Annotated in this window: 16 protein-coding genes; 5 read left to right on the forward strand and 11 right to left on the reverse strand. The window is 52.4% G+C overall.

Annotated elements, in window-relative coordinates:
- Nucleotides 1-4: 4 nt before the first annotated feature.
- A complete protein-coding gene (locus tag CHH75_RS12600) occupies nucleotides 5-943 on the reverse strand; it encodes a carbohydrate ABC transporter permease (protein ID WP_095398330.1) in 939 nt (312 codons plus the stop codon).
- Between the two features lie 144 nt (nucleotides 944-1087).
- Entirely contained in the window at nucleotides 1088-2419 is a 1332-nt protein-coding gene (locus CHH75_RS12605; protein ID WP_230875585.1) for an ABC transporter substrate-binding protein, read from the reverse strand.
- Nucleotides 2420-2752: 333 nt separating this feature from the next.
- Between CHH75_RS12605 and CHH75_RS12610 the strand changes: the two genes are divergently transcribed.
- Together CHH75_RS12610 and CHH75_RS12615 are read left to right on the forward strand one after the other, a co-directional pair.
- Complete coding sequence (locus CHH75_RS12610) at nucleotides 2753-4507, forward strand: sensor histidine kinase (RefSeq protein WP_095398332.1); 1755 nt, start codon at nucleotides 2753-2755, stop codon at nucleotides 4505-4507.
- A gap of 68 nt (nucleotides 4508-4575) precedes the next feature.
- A complete protein-coding gene (locus CHH75_RS12615) occupies nucleotides 4576-6189 on the forward strand; it encodes a response regulator transcription factor (protein WP_095398333.1) in 1614 nt (537 codons plus the stop codon).
- Nucleotides 6190-6884: 695 nt separating this feature from the next.
- Here the strand turns inward: CHH75_RS12615 and CHH75_RS12620 are convergent.
- The 3 genes from CHH75_RS12620 to CHH75_RS12630 are packed head-to-tail and all read right to left on the reverse strand — an operon-like array spanning nucleotide 6885 to nucleotide 11531.
- Nucleotides 6885-8285, reverse strand: coding sequence for an alpha-L-fucosidase (locus CHH75_RS12620; RefSeq protein ID WP_095264229.1), 1401 nt, complete (start codon nucleotides 8283-8285; stop codon nucleotides 6885-6887).
- 23 nt (nucleotides 8286-8308) lie between these two features.
- Nucleotides 8309-10066, reverse strand: a complete 1758-nt coding sequence (locus tag CHH75_RS12625) for a glycoside hydrolase family 35 protein (protein WP_095264228.1) — start codon at nucleotides 10064-10066, stop codon at nucleotides 8309-8311.
- Nucleotides 10053-11531: an alpha-L-fucosidase gene (locus tag CHH75_RS12630; RefSeq protein WP_095398334.1), complete on the reverse strand. Its 1479-nt coding sequence runs from the start codon at nucleotides 11529-11531 to the stop codon at nucleotides 10053-10055. Before CHH75_RS12630 ends, CHH75_RS12625 begins: the two co-directional genes overlap by 14 nt.
- 196 nt (nucleotides 11532-11727) lie before the next feature.
- Here CHH75_RS12630 and CHH75_RS12635 point away from each other — a divergent pair, with 196 nt between their 5' ends.
- Nucleotides 11728-12627, forward strand: a complete 900-nt coding sequence (locus CHH75_RS12635; protein WP_095398335.1) for an AraC family transcriptional regulator — start codon at nucleotides 11728-11730, stop codon at nucleotides 12625-12627.
- A 170-nt stretch (nucleotides 12628-12797) separates the two neighbouring features.
- Here CHH75_RS12635 and CHH75_RS12640 read toward each other — a convergent pair whose 3' ends face one another.
- From CHH75_RS12640 to CHH75_RS24860, 3 genes are read right to left on the reverse strand one after another with little or no spacing between them, the layout of a single operon-like run.
- The gene (locus tag CHH75_RS12640) at nucleotides 12798-13454 is read right to left on the reverse strand and encodes a GAP family protein (RefSeq protein ID WP_095264225.1); all 657 of its coding nucleotides are present in this window, start codon (nucleotides 13452-13454) and stop codon (nucleotides 12798-12800) included.
- Nucleotides 13451-14227: a MerR family transcriptional regulator gene (locus CHH75_RS12645; RefSeq protein ID WP_095264396.1), complete on the reverse strand. Its 777-nt coding sequence runs from the start codon at nucleotides 14225-14227 to the stop codon at nucleotides 13451-13453. The genes CHH75_RS12640 and CHH75_RS12645 overlap by 4 nt, the downstream gene beginning before the upstream one ends.
- 45 nt (nucleotides 14228-14272) lie before the next feature.
- Nucleotides 14273-14422, reverse strand: a complete 150-nt coding sequence (locus CHH75_RS24860; protein WP_176475550.1) for a hypothetical protein — start codon at nucleotides 14420-14422, stop codon at nucleotides 14273-14275.
- Nucleotides 14423-14641: 219 nt separating this feature from the next.
- Between CHH75_RS24860 and CHH75_RS12650 the strand changes: the two genes are divergently transcribed.
- The gene (locus CHH75_RS12650; RefSeq protein WP_230875584.1) at nucleotides 14642-15325 is read left to right on the forward strand and encodes a DUF4097 family beta strand repeat-containing protein; all 684 of its coding nucleotides are present in this window, start codon (nucleotides 14642-14644) and stop codon (nucleotides 15323-15325) included.
- A gap of 140 nt (nucleotides 15326-15465) precedes the next feature.
- On the opposite strand, the gene ahpF is transcribed toward CHH75_RS12650, so the two are convergent.
- Together ahpF and ahpC are read right to left on the reverse strand one after the other, a co-directional pair.
- Complete coding sequence (ahpF, locus tag CHH75_RS12655; protein WP_095398336.1) at nucleotides 15466-16995, reverse strand: alkyl hydroperoxide reductase subunit F; 1530 nt, start codon at nucleotides 16993-16995, stop codon at nucleotides 15466-15468.
- An 11-nt stretch (nucleotides 16996-17006) separates the two neighbouring features.
- Entirely contained in the window at nucleotides 17007-17570 is a 564-nt protein-coding gene (gene ahpC, locus CHH75_RS12660; protein WP_095264222.1) for an alkyl hydroperoxide reductase subunit C, read from the reverse strand.
- 266 nt (nucleotides 17571-17836) lie between these two features.
- Here ahpC and CHH75_RS24865 point away from each other — a divergent pair, with 266 nt between their 5' ends.
- Nucleotides 17837-18013 (forward strand): hypothetical protein, encoded by a 177-nt coding sequence (locus CHH75_RS24865; RefSeq protein ID WP_176475551.1) that lies wholly within the window; start codon nucleotides 17837-17839, stop codon nucleotides 18011-18013.
- A 537-nt stretch (nucleotides 18014-18550) separates the two neighbouring features.
- Here CHH75_RS24865 and CHH75_RS12670 read toward each other — a convergent pair.
- Nucleotides 18551-19375 carry a GNAT family N-acetyltransferase gene (locus CHH75_RS12670; protein WP_095398337.1) on the reverse strand — a complete coding sequence of 275 codons (825 nt, stop codon included), beginning with the start codon at nucleotides 19373-19375 and terminating at the stop codon, nucleotides 18551-18553.
- Nucleotides 19376-19480: the final 105 nt, after the last annotated feature.

A 19480-nucleotide genomic window follows, 5' to 3' on the forward strand; every position in this document is an offset into this window, starting at 1 on the left:
CCTCCTATTGTCCATACTTCTTCTCACCCTGGAACTGAATCAACGTAATTCCAAGGACGAGCAGGAATAATACGATGGCGATGGCACTGGCATAACCGTAATCCAACGAACGAAATGCCGTATTGTAGATTTGATAGACCAGGACCCTGGTCGTATCGTTCAGCTGGTTATCCGCACCGGCAAACAGGTTGATGAAGATATCGTAGACTTTAAACGAGTTAATGATCAGAATCATCAGGACAAAAAAGCTCGTTGGCGCTAACTGAGGAATCGTCACATTCCGGAATCGCTGCCAGGCATTTGCGCCGTCGAGCTCGGCGGCTTCATACAGTTCGGGGTTGACGCCCTGAAGCCCGGCCAAATAAATGACCATATAATAGCCCATGTTCTTCCATACGGTGAACAGTACGACCGTGAACATGGCCCAATCTTTATCCGCAGCCCAGCGAGGCAGATCCTCGATCGGCACGCCTGTCAGTGCGTGCAGGAGATTGTTCACGGGGCCCATCGTCGGACTGAATATAAAGTTCCACACCGCAGCAACCGCAACGAGCGAGGCCACATACGGGAAGAAGAACACCGTTCTCATAAAATCGCGGGCGAACAGCTTCTGATTGAGCAGAATCGCCAGCCCCAGCGCACACACCATCGTCAGCGGCACGACGCCGACGGTATAAACAATGGTGTTCCACAACGCTTTATGAAAAGTGGGGTCCTTCCATAAACGAATAAAATGACTGACCCCGGTAAATTCCATCGGGTTTGCGCCATCCCATTTTACAAATGCCAGAATAAACGCAAATACCATCGGCACCAGCGTAAAGAGCGCAAAGCCGATAAAGTTCGGGGCAATAAAGCTATAGGCAATCAAATGCTCTCGGGTCTTTTTGGATAAGCGACTCTTTCTTATTGTTTTCGGATTGATTGTCGTTTCGTTCCGCATCCGTTCTCCTCCAAACTTGTTGGCGCTACATAGGAAGGGCGGGCTGCTATAGCCCGCCCTCGATACACGCCCTTAGGTTGCTTGATGCCGCGCGCTTGCACCGCTGGTTAAGACCGTCAATTCATCGGTACCCGGCATACTGTCTCAGTTGTTCAGAATCAGCTGTACCCGTGTTGTCATATCCTCCAGCCCTTGTTCGATGGTGGTGTTTTGGGTCATAATGCTGTCATGAGCTTCATTAAGAATGACTTCGATGTCCGCGCTCTTGTCATGCAGAGGCATCTCGAGATAGGTGGTTGCCGTCGTTAATGCTTCCTTGCTCGCTTCATCCGTCGGGAATCCATCCATGGATGCAATCGAGTTGATCACTTCCTCGTTCTTGATCGCCGGAAGCGTGCCTGTGGAGGCAATGACGGCCGCGCCTTCTTCACCGGTCACGAATTTCAGGAAATCCAGCGCCGCCGCTTTATTCGCGGATTTCTGGTTTACCGCCAACGAGGTGATGGTGCCGAGCGTCGTGCCTGCTTCTACCCCTTCCGGATGCGGATACTTCACAATCCCCCAGTTGGTTGCCTGCGATTCACCGCTCTTAACCTTCTCGATTTGAGTGGATATGAACCAGCTGCCCATGTTCATCATCGCCACCGAATTGTTGTAGAACACGCCGGAGTAGTGGGTGCTGGATGTTTTCAGTGTCGCGTAATCCATCACGATCCCGTCCTCCTGCTGCTTCAGAATTCGCTCATAGGTCGGCTTCAGGAAATCATACTCCCCCTCAACCACCGTATGCTGCCCGTCCAGAATGCCGAATAACTGAACCGCGCTTCGCCACGTGTGATAATGAGCGCCATATACTTTCTCCGCTCCGCTGCCGGAGGTTACCTTCCGGGCCAGCTCATCATATTGGTCCAAGGTCATGTCATTCGTCGGATAAGGAACGCCCGCTTGGTCGAACAGATCCTTGTTGTAATAAATAATCCAGAAGTCACTGCGGAAAGGAAGCGCATACACTTCATCGTTCATTACGATCTGCTCAACGGTTCCGTCATAGCGCGCCGGATCGATGTTCTGCTCGCTCATGAACGCTTTCAGCGGCTCCAGATGATTCTGCTTCACCAGGTTGGCATAACCCGGAATGTCCTTTACGGTCAAAATGTCCAGATCGGCCCCTCCCGAAAGCTGCGTGCTGAGCATCGTCATATAATCGGTGGAGCCCAGATCCACGTATTCAATCGTGACATTCGGATTCTTCTCCCGATACGCGTCGATCAATGGCTGATAATACGTCGTTGCCTCCCAGTCCCACAGCGCCCACTTCAAAGTGACCGGGTCTGTCGACGGAGACTCGGAAGCGCTTCCAGATTGGTCCGGCGCAGGAGACTCGGCCGAAGGTGTGGTGCTTTTCTGACCGGAGCAACCGGCCAGCAGAGTGAATGACAGGATCACCGTCAACGTCATTCCTAACAATTTACGCATGCTCATATGTGCTCCCCTTTTCGTCTGGTTTGGATGCCTGACTTCCTTGTCGAACTTCTATAAATATCCTAGTTGAATTTATAATGAAAGGGCATACATTTTTGTTGTCTGTTCATTCACTTTTGTGTTCCTTTCTCTAAGCTCAGGTCAGAAAGCTGTATTATTGTGATGAAAACCTGTAAAAATTGCAGTTTCTGTCCTGGGAGGAGTATCAGCTGAAAAATGATTCTGGTATGGTAAGAATACCAACGCTTTGGAAGCGCTTTTAATTTTGCCGGCAAGGGGGAGGCGGTTCTGACGAGACGAAAAGCGACCATCAAACGTCGAATTATTATGCTGATGACGATTTTCGCCCTGCTCATGGCTTCGTTGCTGTCGTTTTTCAGCTATGAGCTGATCTCCTATTTTCAGCGGAAAACGACGATCCAGGCGACCGAGTTCAATCTGCAGCTGGTGTCTCATATTATCGAACAGGATTTTATCAATTTGTCCATGCTGGCGATGACCAGCAGCACCAATTCCTCGACGAACCGGATGCTGAATGAATATTTTCGTTCGAGCCCGGCCAGCTCCGCTATGGGGGCGATTCATGCATTCACCTCGCTGCAGGAGGACTTCCGGGTGAACCGCTCCAACGGCTATGTGCGTCGGCTGATCGTAACCGACAATGAGGATAAGTTTATTCAGGTGGACAATTCCGTCAGTGCCTCCGTTCCCTTAACCATTCATAATCTTAGCCAGCTGACCGGGCTGTTTCCGGACGTCTCCGAGGAGTGGGTGCGAATCATTCGAGACCCGTTCTCCCTCACCCAGACCATCCCGTTTGTCATGCCGATTTACGGAGACCGGGCCAGCCACACCGGGACCGTATACCTGCTGGCGAGCACCAACATCATCACTGACAAATTGAAAGGTTATCCTCTGCCGTCAGATTCGAGGCTGCTGCTGACCCTGGGCAGCAACAGCTATGAAATTCAAGGGGATCGCATTCTCCCCATCACGGCGAGCTATACGGTCTCCCCGTATGAAGAAGATACGGCCAGCGGCAGCGTGACATCCGTATCTCTGCTGGAGAATGAAGCTGGGGACCGAATGATCTCGGTGACGTATCCGATACGCAAAGGGGTTGCTTTATCACAGACCTTAATGAAAGGACAATTCGCCCCCCAATGGAATATCTGGCTGCTGCTGATGATCGGAGTATGCCTGTTTGTCCTGGCTTCCAGCGGGTTCATTACGGTGTATTTGACGAGAACTATCAGTCTCCCGGTCGAAAAGCTGAAGAAACGCATCGATAAAATCGCACAAGGAAACTTCCTCGTTGACCGTAATATGGAATGGAACAGCGAGCTGGGCGATGTCGGTCGGGGAATTAACCGGTTGTCCCAAGATATCGTTGCTCTTATGGAAAGACGGGTGGCTGACGAGAAGCTGAGGCAGGAGCTGGAATATCGCATGCTTCAGAGTCAGATTAACCCGCACTTCCTCTACAACACACTCAACTCCATCAAGTGGATGGCCACCATCCAGAACGCAACCGGGATTGCCGAGATGACAACGTCCCTCTCGCGCCTTCTGCGGAGCGTCGCCAAGGATATGCGCAAGCTGGTGACGCTTAAGGAGGAGCTCAGTCTGCTGGATGATTATTTCCTGATTCAGAACTACCGTTACGGCAATAAAATCACGATGGAAACGGCCATCGAGGATGAACGGCTGCTGTCCGGGCTAATCCCAAGGTTTACGCTCCAGCCGCTCGTGGAAAACGCAATCTTTCACGGGGTTGAACCGAAAGGCGGCGGCCATATCAGGCTCAGTGTGCAGCGCAGCGGAATGAACGAAATTATGATTGTGCTGGAGGATAACGGCGTGGGGATGAGCGAAGCACAGATTGCCAGCATCTTATCAAAGCACGCTCCTGACCCGGAGGGCTTGACCACTGAAGGTATGGGCCTGCGCAATGTCAACGAGCGGCTCCGCCTGACCTACAGCGAGAGATACGGCATATCGATTGAGAGTGTCCTGAACGAATATACCAGGATGCGCATTCTGCTGCCCCATCTCCGAACCGAGTCGCCCGGCCGATTCTGACACTCCCCTTACTGCCAGATAAGGGCAGAGCAGTACCAGGATAATGAAGAGAAACGGAGGATGTCATCATGATCAAATTGCTGATTGCCGATGATGAAGCGCTGGTGTGTATCGGGCTGCAGTCCATGCTGAAATGGGAGGATTACCATATCGAGATTGTTGGGGTCGCTCATAATGGCGCGCAGGCCGAGGAGATGATCGAAGCCCTTCGTCCCGATATCGTTCTCTCGGATATCAAAATGCCGGTCAAGTCTGGCCTCGAGGTTGCGGCATCCGCCCGCGAGCGGTATGGACGCCTTCCGCTGTTCATTATGCTGACCAGCTACGAGGAATTTGAATATGCCCGCAGCGCCATCGAGCTGCAGGCGGTGGATTATCTCGTCAAGCTTGATTTGACTCCGCAATCGCTGGGCGAATCCATCCGCAAGGCGGCTTCCTTGCTCCGGGATTACCGAACGATGGAGACTTATCCGGATCTGCTGCAGCGAGGCAATTTGCAGGCACAGCGGGATAAATTTTTCATCCGTCTGTTCAACCATCTGTTTGAAAGCAAAAGCCAGTATGTGCTTCAGAAGGAAGACCTGGGGATCGAATTTCCGGCTCCGGCTTACCTGGTTTGCACCTGCCGTATTCTTGGGCCGGATACCGTACCGTCTCGGGGTGACAAACTGGTGGCCTTATGCGCCAGCACCGTACAGATGGCCAAGGACACCTTGAGCACGGTCAGCGACTGCTACGTCACCAGTCTGGACCTGCGCAATTTCGCCATCACCCTGCCGGCCCTAGGAACGGCCCCGGACACCTGGATGCCGGAAGTACAGAAGCTGCTAGCGGACATGGCAGGCGTCCTGCATAATTACTTCAACGTCACCGTGATTGGCGCGGCGGGCTTTGCGGTAGAAGACCCGTACCAGCTGCGGGACAGTTACTGGGCCGCCCGGAAGATATTGCCGGCAGCCGTGAAGGAGCAGTCATTCGTCTTCTATGACCAAGCGGAGCATGGGGATGCAGAGCAGCCCCTGTTCGATTTCACCGAACTTCGTGCCGAGATCCGGCGCGCCTTCGAGGAGCTTGATACGCACGCTCTACATTCGGTAATATCCAGCATGATCAACAATTTCGATGAGCGGCCTGATCTACTCGTGCCGGCCATGGACGCCGCTTGCAGTGTCCTGTACATGGCCACATCGCTGCTGACAGACGGCGAGGACATCGTCGAATCAATTTTCGAACATGAACCGGAAGGTTATCGCGCCCTCTACCAAATGAAATCCATCGATGGCATTGTAAGCTGGCTGGTCTGCTTCCGCGACGGCTGCTGCGAGATGCTCGCCTCGCGCAAGACGAGTTACAAAGAACAGGTGGTGCGAAACGTTCAGGCATATATTCGCCGGAATCTCGATACCAAGCTGTCCCTGAACCAAGTCGCCGATGTGTTCAACTTCAGTCCGAATTACTTGAGCCATCTGTTCTCCAGAATTGCCAAGGTCAATTTTGTGGAGTATGTGACGAATACCAAAATCGCCGCAGCCAAGGACATGATGCTTCGCGGTGAGGGAAGAATCTACGAGATCTCCCAGAAGCTCGGGTACGAAAGTGCATTCTATTTTAGCAAGGTGTTTAAGAAAGTGGAGGGCGTCTCGCCAAGGGAATACATGCAGCGCATGGAGTCGGTTCGATGAGTTAGAGGAAGGTCATAACGTAATGCCGGGAATACTTAACGAGGAAAGAAAAAAAGACTCGATGTCTGGGTAAGTAAACATCGAGTCCAAATTATGTAGGGATACCTTTGGGGTGACTGCGCCTCCTTGCGTCATTATCCCTTTCGCTCAGGAGCTTGGTGTGACTGCCCCTCCTTGCGCCGTTATCCCTTTTGCTCAGGAAATTGGTGTGACTGCGTCTCCTTGCGTCATTATCCCTTTTGCTCAGGAGCTTGGTGTGACTGCGTCTCCTTGCACCGTTATCCCTTTCTCTCAGGAAATTGGTGTGGCTGCATTTCCTTGCACCGTTATCCCTTTTGTTCAGGAGACAAGGGGCGGGAGGTGGAAATAGAGCGGTGGAAATGGAATGGGTGGTATGCCGTTGCCGCCCTGATCCAACGGGATAATGATACAAAGCGGCCGGGGTGTTGATCTACCGCCAACCCACCGGCCACCGTCCATTGGCACCGACCTGCTTTTGTACACATGCTCTTATTGCCCTTCCACGTTTCTTGCCACCTTCCACGTTCCTGCCACGATCTGTTACGGGACTAACTGGCGTACAAGGAGAATAAAGTCCCCTAATCCCCTTACTTGTGCTATTCTTCCATCAACCCGCACTGTCTTATTGAGCGAACACGTAGATCTTGGGCACAGCCACTTTCTCGCTTATATCTTTACTCCGCGAACAATCTAAACGTATGCGTAATCGGTGCTGCCTCCGTAACCTCCGCCGAAGGGAGTGTGACCACCAGTCCCGCCGCAGTGCGCTCATAGGCCAATTCGTCACTCGTACCCACAAGCTCGATCCGCTTCACGCCTCCGGTATAAGGAATCACCAGCTGCTGCTGCACGTCCTCGTCCTTCTTGTATAGACGGAAAGCATAGGTGACGTTCTCCTTGCGTGTAAAAGCCCAGCCATCTGTAAAATAAGGATCACAGATTCGGGTTCCGTAAATCCCTTCTCCGTGAACTTTCAGCCATTCGCCAAGCGCCTTGATGCTTCGAATCGCGCCGGCGGGCAGCCGTCCATCCGGCTGCGGCCCCACGTTCAAGGCCAGGTTGCCGCCTTTGGCCACCACTTCCAGCAGGATGTGGGCCAGCTGTCTGGCCGATTTGTACTGGTCATCATATCCGAAGGCAAATGAATGCCCCACCGTAATGCAGCTCTCCCACGGAATATTCATCGGCCGATCCGGGATGGTCTGCTCTGGTGTTACGATATTTTCGTACGGGCCTCCTACCGTGCGGTCTGCCACCAGCAGCCATGGCTGGTGCTTCCGGGCTCTCTCCACGACCTCGCCCAGACGAATGTCCTGAGGGACACGTCCTCCGTCACGGACCCAGCCCGCGTCAAGCCACAGGCACTCGATCCGGCCGTACCGGGTCATCAGCTCCATGATCTGCTCATGCGTAAACTGTACGAATTGCTCCCATAGCCACGGGTATTTCTGCGGGTCATAGGATGGCCCGCGCCACATATGCCGCCCACGCTCCATCCCTGGCGCCCAGTAGTATGGCGTGTGCCAGTCCGCCTTGGAGAAGTATGCCGAGATGCCCAGCCCCTTGGCGCGGAAAGCATCGAACAGCTCCCGGCAAATATCGGCATATCTATGTCTATGGAACGGCGTGTCCGTCCCTGTAATCCGGTAGTCTGTTGTATGCGTGTCCCACATGCAGAAGCCGTCATGATGCTTGGTGGTAAACAGCAAGTATTTGAACCCGTTATCAGCAGCAAGGTCCGCCCACTTATCCGGCTGAAACCGGATCGGGTTGAACGTCTTGTTCAGGTCGAAGTATTCCCGCTTGAACTCTTCCATATCGTCAGTCCAATCCACATGATCCCTGGACCAATCGCCGTCTTCGTCACTCAGCGCCCAGGATTCCACCATCCCGAGCTGGGAGTATGGACCCCAGTGCATCATCAGGCCAAGCTTCTGATCCTTGAACCATTCCAGCCGCTCGTTCAGCAGCGGCTCTTCCGGCTTGACCCATGACTCCTCCTTGCTGAAGTTATGTACTCCGGCTTCAACCACTTGCTCTTCCGCTTCCTGCAGCGTTTCCTTGATCTCACTCATCTCTATCATCTCCCCATCTCGTTTTAACCCAAATCAGGCTCGTCCACGAAACGAACCACTGGCTCTGCCGTACCGTGCAGTTCAAACACCACGATCTCATTCTTGCCTTCCCGCAGAAGCGGCCCTGGCACATACAGCGTCTGCTGCGGGCCGCGATGCCAGTAGCGTCCTATATTGAACCCGTTCACATACGCCACGCCTTTCGTCCAACCATCAAGCCGCAGGAATGTGTCCTTCACCTCATCAACAAGCAGCGTTCCCCTGTAGAAGGTTGGTTGCTCCTTCTGGTCGTTCCCTGACAGGCTGCTATATTGCAGCGAGGACAAGTCCTCCAGCGGAAGACAGTGGATCGTCCAGTCATACAGGAACTGAAATCCATGCCGAACCCCTTCCGTGATGCCCTTGGGGTCTCTCAAGTACGGCCCGTAATTGACCCGCCCCATGTTTTCAACGAAAATGGACAGCTCCGCGCCCCCCGCAGGCACATCAAATGCAAGGCTTGTTTCCGTATCATTGCGCTCCAGCACGCCCTGCAGCTTCCCATCCAGGAAGACCAACGCCCGGTCCCGTACCTCCTGCACGACAAGCTCCTGCTTCTCTCTCGGGCCGGTGATTCGTGTACGGTACAGAATATAACCGTAATGCTGCCCCAGCTTCTCCATCGGCTCCGGGGTCGTCCGCCGCACGGGTGTAGCTAACTGCTCTACCTGGGCAAACAGCCCTGCTTGCTCCGTCATCTCCACCTTGCCGTAGGCGCGTGTTCCGATTCGCTCCGGCAGCGTCAGCGGACCGATATCCTTATAGCGCGCAATCACCTCGCGCACGGCGTGAAATTTTGCCGTCGGTTCCCCCGATTCACTGAGCAGCGAGTCATAATCATAACTCGTGATGGTCGGCTCATATTGATTCTTCTTCTGACAGTTCGCCCCGTTGTAAAACCCGAAGTTGGTCCCGCCATGAAACATGTAGAAATTGACCGACGCCTGCTCCTCCAGCATCTCCTCGAACACACGGGCCACATCAGCAGCGTCTCTCGTATGATGCTCCTCGCCCCAATGGTCGAACCAGCCGTTCCAGTATTCCATGCACATCAGCGGCCCATCCGGCTGATATTCACGCAATTTGGCGAATGCCTCTTTCGTTCCTGACCCGAAATTGACGGTCATCAGCATCCCCGGCACCGGTCCGCCCTGCAGCATATGATCGGTCGGACCGTCCGAGGTGAACAGCAGCACATCCATGCCGCGCCGGATCATCCCTTCACGAAGGTAAGCTAAATACTGTGCGTCATTGCCATAGCTTCCATACTCGTTCTCGATCTGCAGCGCAATGATCGGACCGCCGTTCGTGCTCAGCAAAGGCCTTAATCTCGGCAGCAGCTCATCATAATAGCGATCCACATGCTCCAGAAACCTCTCATCATAACAGCGAAGCTGAATCCGGTCATCTGCCAGCAGCCAGGCAGGCAATCCCCCAAACTCCCACTCCGCGCAAATATATGGGCTGGGGCGAACAATGACCCACAACCCGAGTTCTCCGGCCAGGCGAATGAATCGCTCCAGGTCAGCCATGCCATCAAAACGATACTCCCCCGGCCGAGGCTCGTGGAAATTCCAGGGCACATACGTCTCGACCGTATTCAGTCCGCATGCCTTGAGTTTCAGAAGCCGGTCCTCCCAGTATTCCGGAACGATCCGGAAGTAGTGCAGCGCTCCGGACAATAGCTGAACAGGCTTGCCATCATATACAAACTGAGATTCCTTCACTTCAAGATTTGCCATCTGCCAGTCCCTCCTCCTGCTCGCTCATATATATCCCGATCCTGGACAGGGTTGGATACCATCTGGATTCATGGATCGTAAGACGAATCCACCTTGCCGTTACTGGTGCAAAGCGGCAGATCCGCTTGTACCCCACAACCGTCCCATTACACAATTCAGTCCATTCCTCGCTGCCCTGCCTCCGCGCCTCCAATGTAAACCGTTCAATCCGCTGACCCGAGCGAATATGCTCCATCAGCACGACATGGTCGAAGGTCGCCTCTTCCCGGAGGTCGATCTCCAGCCAAGCCTGCTCCGTCCCTTCCCGCGGTCGCCAGTAGGAGTGAGGATCATCGCTCAATATCGCAGACGCTGCGTACAGCTCATCCGCCGTCTCCGATGCCTGAATAATCGCCGGCTTGGCCAGGTTGTGGCGAAATATGCTCCGCAGCCTGTCGCCGAGGGCCTGCAACCGCTCCGCATCCGTCTCGTGAATCCGTCCCCGCTTGTCAGGCGGCAGATTGAGCAGGAAGTTCGCATTCCCTCCAACGGAGCCATAATAAATCCGCATCAGCTCATCCACCGATTTTACAAGCTCATCCTCGGAGGCATGGTAGAACCAGCCGGGACGGATCGACGTATTCACTTCTGCCGGATACCAGATCAGATCTCGCTGGCCCCTGATGACATCCCGGCTGCCAAGGTCGATGTCCTGCGTATCCATTCTGCTGGCAAAGGTACCGTCATCCACCTGCTGTGACTCCTTCTGGATCTTCTCATTATCCTGGAGATAGGCAGGTACAACGCTCCATTCCGACGGCCGGGTATGTCCCGCCTCGTTGCCGCACCAGCGCACATCCGGGCCGCATACCGAAATGACCGCCTCAGGCTGGAGTTCCCGAATGAGCGCATAGTATGCATTCCAGTCATAGACCTGCTTTTTGCCGTTCGGACCCTCCCCGCAAGCGCCGTCAAACCAGACGCAGAACACCTCCCCGTAATTCGTTAACAGCTCGCGCAGCTGATGCAGGAAAAATTCATTATATACGTCCGAGTCTCCATACGAGCGCTCATGACGGTCCCAGGGCGACAGGTAAATCCCAAACTTTAAACCGCCTTCCCGGCAGGCATCGGCGACTTCCTTCACCAGATCTCCTCTGCCGCTGCGCCATGGGCTGGCAGCCACCGTATGGTCCGTGTACTTACTCGGCCATAAGCAGAACCCGTCATGATGCTTGCAGGTCAGAATGAGCCCCGTCATGCCCGCAGATTTGCATACCTCTACCCATTGCCGTGCATCCAGGTCGGTCGGGTTGAAGATCTGAGGATCCTCGCTCCCCAGCCCCCATTCCCGGTCCGTAAACGTATTGACTGTAAAATGGACAAACGCATACAACTCCATCTCCTGCCACCTTACTTGGCGTTCCGACGGCACGATCTGCGCTGCCGCTTTTATCCAACCCGGAGTGCTCGCACTGTTGCTCATGACACATCTCCCCTTTCCCTGCCCCTGTTCGCTGTGAAGTCGGTTACCTGGTCCTCACGAGCCACTGCTTTCCTTTCAATATAAAAGCACGTTCCGGACCCTGCCATTCACAAAACGTCCGAGTTTTTGACCTTTTGTGCCGGGTTTGATGATATAATCCAGGTGTGTTGAGCAACAAGGCGAGGAAGTGAGTTCCATGTACCCTGACATCATCTTTCCGGATATGACCAGCACGCTGCAAATTACAGGATGCCATTTCGGGAACAAGCCTGCAGGCTGGCACTATCCGAAGCATCATCACCATTTATATGAAGTACTCCACTGCCAGGAAGGTGAAGCCGGGCTGGTCATCAATCGTGCGGAGCTGACGCTTCATGCCGGGGACTGGCTGATGATCCGCGCCGGTGTCCGGCATGAGATCCGTAACGGATCGCCGAAGGGCAGCTTTTCTTTCTTCAATATACACTTTGATATCGACGATGCGGATATGCGCAGGTCTTTAAGCCGTACTGACTACAGTCTGCTTCAGGCTTCCGTCGCTGCCACAACGAAGCTCCCGAGCTATATTCAGGCCATCGAGTCGCAGATGCATCGGAGCCTGGATCCGGAACGATCCAGCCCCTCTTCCTCACCTACAGAGCGTAGGCTGACCCTGACTCCAGTGCAGAAAATCAACCTGCAAGCCCATATTCTCCTGATCATTCAGGAGATCATCTCCCTGGAGCAGGCGGATAGTGCAGAGCAGAGGACGGTCGCCCCGGTCACAATCCATGCAGCCGATACGGCCCACCTTATCGAGGAGCAGCTGCGGCGTCTCGTCTCTGCCGACGGCTCCATCGCGCAAATTGCGGACGAACTGAACATGAGCCGCAGCCAGTTCAGCAAACTATTCAAGCAAATCTACGGGGTATCCCCTCGCCAATATGTGACCGACATGAAGCTGAATCTGGCCAAGCAGCTGCTGGTCAGCACCAACCGTACCATTGAGGATATCGCGGATGAGCTTGGCTATCACTCGGCGAGCCATTTTTCCAGACAATTTCGGCGGGGCACCGGCCTGTCTCCCAACCAGTTCCGCCCGCGGCACAGAATATGATATCAAGATAGGCTGCGGTACAGCTTCGTAATCCTCTAATAAAAACACCCCCTGACAGCTTGGTATGCGTCAGGGGGATTGCGTCGTTATGGACAGTGATGGCTCTCCACCAATTAGGGAATTAGAGGATAGCCGCTTGTTTTTCAATATCTTGATACAGGAAAGATAAACTATAAAAAATCGAGACTATTAAAAATAAGCAGCAGGCCGACAATACACATGACCCAGGATAGCGCAGACCCGGACATCGCACCTACCTTCTCGCTGAGGCGATTCAGCGGCCTCCGTGCCCGGCGTCCAAACAGCAAGTACATACCGTACAGAAATAGCGGCGGGAGCACCATCACGAAATTGTAGCCGAACAGGATTGGCAACCATTGCAACATGTTCAGCTCCGCGCTGGCCATGAGTCCAATCGCCGCAAAATACGGAAACGCCGTCCCCGCCTCCACCAAGGAGGTCGTCAACCCAAGGATCGCCATGGCTCCCAAGCTGTATGATCTTACCCTTGGCAGCTCCTTCCGTTTCTTCGTTGGCACATAGAAGCTGGCGATGAACAAGAGAGCGCCTATACCGAACAAGATCCAGCTGACCAGACGATTTTGAATAAAAGAGGTGAACGTATGGGCCAGCGCTTCCATCCCGAGCATCAGACACACCCCGATAACAAAGTACACGCCAGCCACCACCGACAGGTAGACAAATAGCCGGGAACCAAGCCGCCGCGTCTCGCTGAGCAGCAAATAGAGCGTCACGCCGATCGTCGCCGGACTCAACGTATCCAGCAGTGCAAGTCCGCCAATCGTAACCAGCAGCTGGATACTCATAAGGATGCTTCTTCCTGGTCCTGCGAATCCTGCTGCAAGCCGGAATGATATAGTTCAAATGCTTTCTCCAGAAAATGAAGCACCTCGGCATCTATCGGATAAAACCCCAACTGTTCCGAAGCTTCCGGTGATTTGCGAAGCTCCCACAGCTTGTCCAGAAACTCCGGCTCCTCTGCAAATTTCTCTTCTGTTTTTTCAGCCATACGCCTTATAATGCTCTGTATTCTAGGCGAGGACGGTCCCTCCTTCATGCAGCGCTGCACCTGCCCAATCAGGGCGATCCATTCCAGCGAATCCGGATCTTCCGCTTTCATACGTGGGAGCTGCTGCCATAAGCCCATCTCCTTCTCACTCAACACAGCCGTCTTAAAAGCCGCTTGCTTCTCCCTGTCCTGCCGCGACAGACGGATCAGCTTCTGCATCGCCATTAGATTTCCTTCCCCGTCCATTGCAATCCCGCTAATCAGCTCACGCAGGGAGGATTCCATATGACGCAGCCGCTCCTGCTCTTCCAGCACGTAAGCCAGCTGACTTTTCAGTGCCGAGTTCCAGTTCCAATCCGGCTTGAGCAGCATCGACTTGATTTCGTCCAGCCGAAAGCCCATCTCTTTTAGAAAACGGATCTGCTGCAGCTTCTTCAAATTATCCTCGGTGTACAGACGGTGTCCACCCTCGGTTTTCGACACAGCCTTCAGTAAGCCGATCTGGTCATAATATCGCAACGTCCGGACGGTGATACCCAACTGTTTCGCTACCTGCTGAATTGGGATCATCTCCCTCATGGCCCTCGCCACCTCCTTCTGTTATGCAGTGCCGAGTTACCGGTCGCCCTTCGGCTTGATCCCTTCCTTGATGAGATAGCCGAGACTAAGACCGATCAGAACCCCGGGGATCGCATTGTCCAGATACAAACCAACACCTGCCCCGATAATAACACAAGCGTAGATCACCACATCTCCTTTGTTCAAATCCATGTCTCCTTCAACCGATATTGGTAGCTGCTTCCCAACCAGTATATAAAATGACGTAACGTCACTTTCAACCCCTAAAATCTTGCTTGAAAGTGACGCTGCGTCATCACTTATGATGAGAGACGTAATGGATGGATGATGGATGCCTATCTGCTAGCTTGGTCTTTAACGCATGTTATCAGGTGAGGCAGTCCTTTATATTAGGAGGGGAACCCAATGAAGCATACCCAGCTCATGTCACGTTTATCGCTTCTATGCGTGCTCATGGTCACACTACTTCTCAGTGCTTGTACGAGTGATGATACAGCAGAAGATATCCGGCATGCATCACTTGAAGATATTCATACGGTTCACATTGACCACGGCAGCACACCGCTCACCCTGGAGGTTGCGGATGTCGATTCGCTAGAGGCCTCGCTGCTGCTTCCTCGGGGCGGGGAAGGCATAATCGTGGATGAAAGTCAGAAATCCTTAAACATTCGATTGAACAGTGATATCTCACGATTGATCAATCTCGGAAAAAAGCCGCGGCTGCATGTTGTCATTCCTGCTTCTTTTGAAAGAAGAGTTGTGGTCAAGGGGAGTTCGGGCAGCGTCACAGGGCGAGAGCTTCGCTCGCATAGTCTCCATATTGAAGGGAAAAGCGGGGGCATCTTGCTTGAATATGCGGAGCTGAATCAGGATCTGAACGTATCTGTCCATAGCGGCAATGTGCGTTTACGACTAGCGGACAGCGAGCCTGATGCTTCCTGGCGGCTTCAATCCTCAAGCGGCAGGCGATCTGTCGCCTTTCCCTTAGACGGTCAGCGCGAGCAGAAACGACGGACGGAGGGGACGACCGGCAGCGGCTCGGTTCATGTGAGCATTGAAACCAAGTCCGGCAGCATTACAGTGGAATAGATGTTTCCTGAACGAAAGGGATAATCGCACAAAGGCAGCAGGCCGGGACACCGGATGCTGGGTGAAATCGGCATAACAAAAAAAGCTGGACGACGGGAAACACCTGCGTGATTCCGCTGTCCAGCTTTGTATTATAGGGACTATTGATTCCGAATCATGTAATCGAATGCGCCTAGTGCAGCTGTTGCACCCGATCCCATGGAAATGATAATTTGCTTGTACGCACTGTTCGTGCAGTCGCCCGCTGCGAATACGCCAGGAATGCTGGTCATACCATGATTGTCCACGACAATCTCGCCCATCCGTGTACGTTCCAAAGTATCCGCGAGCCAGTCTGTATTCGGTACAAGACCGATTTGGACAAATACGCCCTGCAGTTCAATATGCTTGTCTTCGCCGCTTTCACGGTCCGTGTAGGTAATCCCGTCTACTTTAGTAGTACCTGTGATTTCCTTCACTTGTGCATTTTTGATGACAGTCGTATTTGGCAAACTATTGAGGCGATCCTGCAGTACCGAGTCCGCTTTCAGCTCAGACATGAACTCCAGAACGGTAACATGTGCTGCAACACCAGCAAGATCAATCGCTGCTTCAACACCGGAGTTGCCTCCGCCTACCACCGCAACATGCTTGCCTGCGAACAGAGGACCATCACAGTGCGGGCAGTAAGCCACGCCCTTGTTCTTGAATTCGGCTTCTCCCGGCACACCCAGGTTGCGCCAACGGGCTCCTGTGGAGAGGATGACGGTTTTGCTCTTCAGCACCGCGCCATTTTCCAATTCAATTTCAACAAGATCCTTCTTCTCCAGACGGTTCGCACGCTGGGACTTCATGATGTCAATGCCATATTCCTTCGCATGCTCTTCAAGGCTAGCTGCGAGTTTAGGACCTTCGGTGTACTTCACGCTGATAAAGTTCTCAATACCCAAAGTATCATTCACTTGTCCGCCAAAACGCTCCGCTACGATGCCTGTGCGAATCCCTTTACGAGCAGCATAGATCGCCGCGCTTGCGCCAGCTGGGCCGCCTCCGACAACCAGTACGTCGTATGGCTCCTTGTTCTCGAACTCCGATGCATCCGAGGTGCCAAGCTTAGCCAGGATATCCTCGATCGTCATTCTGCCGCTCTCGAAGAACTCGCCGTTCAGGTGAACCGTAGGCACGGCCATGATCTCTTTGCTTTCCACTTCTTCCTTGAAGGCAGCGCCGTCGATCATCGTGTGGGTAATGCCAGGGTTCAGGACGCTCATCATGTTGAGTGCCTGCACAACGTCAGGGCAGTTATGGCAGGACAGGCTGACATAAGTCTCGAAATGATACTCGCCTTTAATGCTCTTAATCCGGTCAATGACGTCTTGTTCAACTTTTGGTGCTCTTCCGCTGACCTGAAGCAATGCCAGAACGAGCGAAGTAAATTCATGCCCAAGAGGGACACCGGCAAAGGTAACACCGGTGTCTTCACCAACGCGATTCACGCTAAAGCTTGGTGTTCTAGGCAATGATGCTTGCTCAACTGTAATTTTATCCGACATGCTGGACAGTTCATTCACCAGATCCAGCATATCAGCCGATACAGAGTCGGTTCCCGCATTGACCTTCAGCAGAACATTCCCTTCCAAAAGCTGCAAGTACTGCTCAAGCTGCTGTTTGATGTCTGCTTCCAGTTTCATAGTTCGTCTCCTTAAATCTTGCCTACAAGATCAAGGCTTGGTTTCAAAGTTTCAGAACCTTCTTTCCACTTAGCAGGGCAAACTTCGCCTGGATGGTTGCGTACATATTGAGCCGCTTTTACTTTGTCGATCAGCGTGCTTGCATCACGTCCGATGCCTTCAGCTGTAATTTCGATAGCTTGTACAACACCGTCTGGGTCGATGATGAATGTACCGCGGTTCGCAACGCCCTCTTCCTCGATCAGAACGTCGAAGTTACGGGAAATGGTATGTGATGGGTCGCCAATCATGATGTAAGTTACTTTTCCGATAGCTTCGGAGCTGTCATGCCAAGCTTTGTGTGTGAAGTGAGTGTCTGTGGATACAGAGTATACTTCAACGCCAAGCTCTTTAAGCGCTGCATATTGGTTCTGCAGATCTTCAAGCTCAGTTGGGCAAACGAAAGTGAAGTCAGCCGGATAGAAGCAAACGATGCTCCATTGACCTTTGAAATTTTCCTCAGTAACTTCGATAAATTTGCCGTTGTGATAAGCTTGTGCTTTAAATGGGAGTACTTCTTTTCCAATCAATGACATGGCAATCTCTCCTTTGGATTATGGTATGGTTTCGAAACAGCACAGCGTCAGGACCCTCAACTACCTTTAGCCCCCGACCATCTGCACTACTTATAACTATTATTATATGGGAACGATTCTCAACGTTCAATTCCCTTCACCAAGTCTTCATAATTAAAACGGAAAAAATGAAAAGAGCTTGAACAACTGCGCGTCCGGGAATACGTACCTTGCAGACGGTGCATACTAAAGTTCGCACCTGATATGACAAGGAGGATCTTCTCATAGTGAACAGAAACGAGCCAGATAAGAACCTCATCAATACGGTGAAAGAACTGGAAACGACACCTGTAAACAGTTTAGACGCCCAGCAACAACAGCAAGCCCGCAATGACCGCAGCAAAATGGCGCTGCATGACGGCGACGAAAAGTACAATGAAAGTGAATCGGATAACCATCGTTAGTCGTAACAACAATCCGGATACACAATCTAAAAAAGCGACCGATCACGGTCGCTTTTTTAGTGCGGGATCAGCGGCGAACCACGGCTCCTGCAGTTGAAGCCTTTCGTGTTCAAGCCCTGGACTATCTGCTCATGCCGATGACGCTGAATATGGTGAAGCAGTTGGATGAACGTCTTCAGAAATACTATGGGCAGAGACCAAAACAGACGGTGAGGAACGAACTTTCAACCATACCATCATTATGGAACCGAAAGAAAACCGGATGACATGCGGCTGGAATCGAAAGGATACTTATGGGCGTATCACTGCTAGGTAGCTTTTTCTGCTATCGAAGAAGCTCACACGGGAGCTCCCGCGCTTGTAAGAACAAAAATGGACTCTACGAAGCTGGCGGAGCTGCTTCAAAACACTAAAGAGGAACTGTACCAAAAATGGTTATCCGGCACCACAAGGTAGAACCCTAGCAACAGCCAGGAACCCGCGGCATAAGCGACGCCTTATGGTTTCTGGCCGGTTGGGGTGTAAAGAGAAGCAAACCTACAACTTAAACATATATCCCTTGTACCCAAATTCTTTAACAAACCCTAAATTTCTAGCGACCGCATTCGATGGATGATTGTCTTCCATACAGTCCCAGTATGGCCTGTACCCCCTGGCAAAACAGTGATCCACGAAATAAGACGCAGCCTTGTAAGCCAGTTTCCTTCCTCGATACGATGGAAGGGTTTCGATCGCAGTCCCGTGAATGTCCTTATATCGGTATCCTGACATGCAGATGCTGACAATTGACTGATTGTGAAGAATACAGTATCCCATTCCCTGTTCAAAGAACCTTTCTTCGCTTTCCCAGCAGTCCAGGATTTTGGTTATGGCAAACGCCACATTCTCGATAGTCCCTTGATGTAGAAACTCCTTCGTCAGCTGGGCAACGGTAAACTCATCGTCCTGATGCCGCTCTTTCCCTATAGCGTTAAACGTGTCCGGGCATATCATATATACATTCTGATCCCACGAATCCAGTTTCTTATCATGGAAGATGTCATGAAATGCTGTATACCAGCTTGGATGATTGCCGATGCATTCGAACCAGTTCAGCCCTTGCGCCTTCGCCTCAAATGTGATGACTTCATCAATGTATCTTTTCACATCCTGATTGAATGCTTCATTTCTTGAATCTCCAACAAATATAAACCCATCATGATTCCCCTGCCAGATGAGACCGCTCCTTGGCTTCTCGATGTGATCCACAAAGATTCTGCCCGGATTTGTCCCTTCTACAATCGCCTTCTCTTCGATATTCACCCCACGGTTTACGAGGTCCCTGCATCTATGAAACTGATGCTTGTCGAGTTCATATATCATTTTCACCGCTCCAATTCTTCAGGATTCACTGTCCTGTAAAAATTGTACGGATTCACTCCTTCTTTATATAGAGAGACAACAAGTATAGGTGTTTAATACACAATA

The organism is Paenibacillus sp. 7541, from assembly GCF_002276395.1.
Lineage (GTDB): Bacteria > Bacillota > Bacilli > Paenibacillales > Paenibacillaceae > Paenibacillus_AQ > Paenibacillus_AQ campinasensis.